A 3,855-nucleotide genomic window follows, 5' to 3' on the forward strand; every position below is an offset into this window, starting at 1 on the left:
GCCGCCGCCACCGGCAACCGCGCCGGAACCCCCGGCCCCCGGTTCCCGCCCGCCCGAGCGGACGGACGGGAACCGGCGGGCCCGGCTCCCGCCCCCCGGCCGCACCGACGGGCGGGGGACTTTCTATGCTGATCCGGGGCCACCGGAACACCTCGGGAGCATGCGGATGGACCACGCCGATCACGGCATCACGGCGGAGTTGCCGCCCTTCACCCTGCTGCGCGGGCTCCAGCCCGGCGGAGAGACCTTCTTCGCGGTGGGCTGCGCCGTCGTCCTGGCCCTCTACCTGTGGGGGGTGATCCGACTGCGCCGGCGCGGCGACGCCTGGTCGCCCGGCCGGACGGTGGCGTTCGTGCTCGGGGTGCTCAGCGTGTGGGCGGTCACCGGCACAGCCATGAACGACTACGGGATGCTCCTGTTCAGCGTGCACATGGTGCAGCACATGATCATCAGCATGTTCTCGCCGATCCTGCTGCTGCTCGGCGCCCCCGTCACCCTCACATTGCGTGCCCTGCCCACCGCCGGGCGCGGTCGGCGCGGTCCGCGCGAGTGGCTGGTCTTCCTGCTGCACAGCCGGTACGTGCGGACGATCACCAGCCCGCTGGTCACCATCCCCCTGTTCATCGCCAGCCTCTACGGGCTGTACTTCACGCCGCTCTTCGACTTTTTGATGTCCTCCCGGCCGGGGCACATCGCGATGATGATCCACTTCCTCGCGGTCGGTCTGGTCTTCTTCTGGCCGATCATGGGGGTGGACCCGGGGCCCCACCGCCCGGGCCACCTGATGCGGATGCTGGAACTGTTCGCCACCATGCCGTTCCACGCCTTCTTCGGCATCGCGCTCATGATGGCGACCGCCCCGCTGATCGGGGTCTACTCCGACCCGCCCGCCTCGCTCGGCACCGACGCACTCTCCGACCAGAACGCGGCCGGCGGCATCGCCTGGGCGTTCAGCGAGATCCCCACCGTCATCGTGCTGATCGCCCTGCTGGTGCAGTGGTTCGTCTCGGACCAACGGATCGCCCGCCGCCGGGACCGCACCACGGACCGCAGCGGGGAGGACCGTGAACTGGCCGCCTACAACGCCTATCTGGCCTTGCTGGGCGGCGCCGGCCGGACCCCACCGGCCGAGCCGGTGGCATCGGCCCCCGGACCGGCGGGGACGGGGGGAGCCCCGGCGCCCGCGGCACCCCCGGCGGGCCCCGGCCGCTGAGGGCGCATCGCCGTCGACCCGCTCCCGGCACACCACGGGGGGACCCCGCACCGCGGGACCCCACCGTGGTGTCGTCGGCTCAGCGGCCGTTGGAGCCGCTCAACGCCCGCACCAGGGCTTCCCGGAAAGCCGACAGGTCGTCGGGCTTCCGGCTGCTGATCAGCGGCCCCGGCCCGGCCTCGTCCACCACCACCGGCCGGTCCACCCACGTGGCGCCGGCGTTGCGCAGGTCGGTCGCCAGGCTCGGCCAGGAGGTCACGGTCCGTCCGCGCACGGCGTCCGCCTCGATCAGGGTCCACGGCCCGTGGCAGATCACCGCCACCGGCTTGCCGGAGGCGCAGAAGTCCCGCACGAACGCCACGGCCTGCTCGTCGGCCCGCAGCAGATCCGGGTTGGCCACGCCGCCGGGCAGCACCAGCGCGTCGTACTCCTCCACCGACGCCTTGCCCACCTCCTCGTCCACGGCGAAGGTGTCACCCCGGTCGAGATGGTTGAACGCCTGCACCCGCCCGCCGCCGGTCGACAGCAACTTCGGGGTTCCACCCGCCTCCTGCACCGCCTCCCAGGGGTCGGTCAGTTCCACTTGCTCCGCGCCCTCGGGCGCCACGAGAAAGGCCACCTGCACGTCGATCACTTCCTTTCGGGACCTCGTGACCCCCGGCCGCGCGGCCGGACGGGTCGGGGACGGAACCGGTCGCCACCGGAACCGCCCGCTTTCTGCGGGTCCCCGATCCCGGGCGAACCATGCGTCACCCGCGGGTATCGGACCGCCCCCGTCCCGTCGCGTGTCCCTCCGGCACCCCGGCCGGCGCGCCACTCACAGCCAGGCGGGATCCGTGCGGTCGATCGTGTCGTCACCGGCCTCCACCGGGGCCAGCATCGCCCCGATCCGCGGCAACTCGTGCCGGAGGAAGAAACGGCAGGCGTGGCGCTTCCCCTCGTGGAAGGCGCCCTCCTCCTCCCCGGTGGCCAGGTGCACGTCCAGCCACAGCCAGGCCAGCACGGTGTGACCGAACGCCTCGAGATAGGCGGTGGCCGCGCCCGGGATCGCCTCACGCCCCTGTGAGGAGTGCAGGCGGGCGGTCACCTCGCGGATTCGCCCGGCCGCCGCGGCCAGGTCCCCGGCGAGCTCGGCGCGCTCCCCGCCGGCCTCCTTCGCCCGTGCCACGGTGTCGGCGATTCGGGCCAGCAGGAGGTCCAGGGCCGCCCCGCCCCCGGCCCGCACCCGCCGTCCCAGCAGGTCCAGTCCCTGGATGCCGTGGGTCCCCTCGTGGATGGGGTTGAGCCGGTTGTCCCGGTAGTGCTGCTCGACATCGTAATCACGGGTGTAGCCGTAACCGCCGTGCACCTGGATGGCCAGGGCGTTGGCCTCGGTGCACCACTGTGAGGGCCAGCTCTTGGCGACCGGGGTCAGGATGTCCAGCAGGGTCGCGGCCTCCCGTCGGGCCTCCGGGTCCGGTGCCGTTTCCCGCTCGTCCACCAACCGCGCGCAGTACAGCACCAGGGCCATGGCCCCTTCGACCCACGACTTCTGGGTCAGGAGCATTCGCCGCACGTCCGGGTGTCGGATGATCGGGACCGGGGGAGCGGAGGGGTCGCGGTCGGCGAAGGGGCGCCCCTGCAGACGGGTCCGCGCGTACTCCAGGGACTTCAGGTAGGCGGTGTACCCCAGTGCCGCGGCTCCCGATCCCACCCCGATCCGGGCCTCGTTCATCATGTGGAACATGCAGGTCAAGCCGCCGTGCAGGGGGCCGACCAGTTCGCCGACGGCACCCGGCTCACCGCCGGGGGCGTGGGCGCCCTCGCCGAAGTTGAGCACCGCGTTCGTGGTGCCCCGGTAGCCCATCTTGTGGTTCAGGCCGGCGAGCACGACGTCGTTGCGCTCACCGATGCCCCCGTCCGGCCGGAGCAGGTGCTTGGGCACCAGGAACAGGGACAGCCCCTTGACCCCGGGGGGCCCGCCGGGCACCCGGGCCAGCACGAGGTGGACGATGTTCTCGCTCAGTTCGTGGTCGCCGCCGGAGATCCACATCTTGGTGCCGAACAGGCGATGGGTGCCGTCGGGGCGGGGTTCGGCCCGGGTGGTGATGTCGGCGAGCGAGGAGCCCGCGTCCGGTTCGGACAGGCACATGGTGCCCAGGAACCGTCCGGCCACCATCGGGCGCACCCAGGTGTCGACCTGGCCGGGGGTGCCGTGGGCGAGCAGCAGGTTGGCGTTGCCCCGGGTGAGCATGGCGTAGGCGGAGGTGCCGATGTTGGCGGCCTGGAACCACGCGAAGCAGGCGGTGGCCACCACGCGGGGGAGTTGCAGCCCCCCGACCCCGGCGTCCATGGTCGCCGCGAGCAGGTCGGACTCGCCGAAGGCCCGCAGGGCCTCGCCGACCTCGGGAATCATCTCGACCCGCCCGTCGACCATCCGCGGCTCGTTCAGGTCGGCTGCGCGGTTGTGCGGGGCGAACCAGCGGGTCGCCAGGGCCTCGGAGAGGTCGAGCACGTCGTCGACGGTCTCCCGGTCGTGCTCGGCGTACCGCTCCCGGGTGAGCAGTTCCCCGGTCCCGAGCCACTCGTGCAGCAGGAAGTCCAGATCGCGCCGGGAGACGAGGACGGAGCCGCCGGCGGGGCTGCTCCGCCGGGGGGAGGGG

At 72.8% G+C, this 3,855-nt stretch carries 3 protein-coding genes; 1 reads left to right on the forward strand and 2 read right to left on the reverse strand.

Going from position 1 to position 3,855, the window contains the following annotated elements; all coding sequences use genetic code 11:
* Positions 1 to 166: 166 nt before the first annotated feature.
* The gene (locus FNQ90_RS15320) at positions 167 to 1,213 is read left to right on the forward strand and encodes a cytochrome c oxidase assembly protein (protein WP_182606893.1); all 1,047 of its coding nucleotides are present in this window, start codon (positions 167 to 169) and stop codon (positions 1,211 to 1,213) included.
* Positions 1,214 to 1,292: 79 nt separating this feature from the next.
* Here FNQ90_RS15320 and FNQ90_RS15325 read toward each other — a convergent pair whose 3' ends face one another.
* Positions 1,293 to 1,838 (reverse strand): type 1 glutamine amidotransferase domain-containing protein, encoded by a 546-nt coding sequence (locus FNQ90_RS15325; protein ID WP_182606894.1) that lies wholly within the window; start codon positions 1,836 to 1,838, stop codon positions 1,293 to 1,295.
* Positions 1,839 to 2,030: 192 nt separating this feature from the next.
* A partial coding sequence (locus tag FNQ90_RS15330; RefSeq protein WP_407699372.1) for an acyl-CoA dehydrogenase occupies positions 2,031 to 3,855 on the reverse strand: 1,825 nt, incomplete at its 5' end.

It is taken from the genome of Streptomyces alkaliphilus (assembly GCF_014141535.1).
Classification (GTDB): domain Bacteria; phylum Actinomycetota; class Actinomycetes; order Streptomycetales; family Streptomycetaceae; genus Streptomyces; species Streptomyces alkaliphilus.

Excerpts from the sequence above, each read along its gene's own strand:
- FNQ90_RS15320 (WP_182606893.1), top strand. The coding sequence starts at position 167 with ATGGACCACGCCGATCACGGCATCACGGCGGAGTTGCCGCCCTTCACC.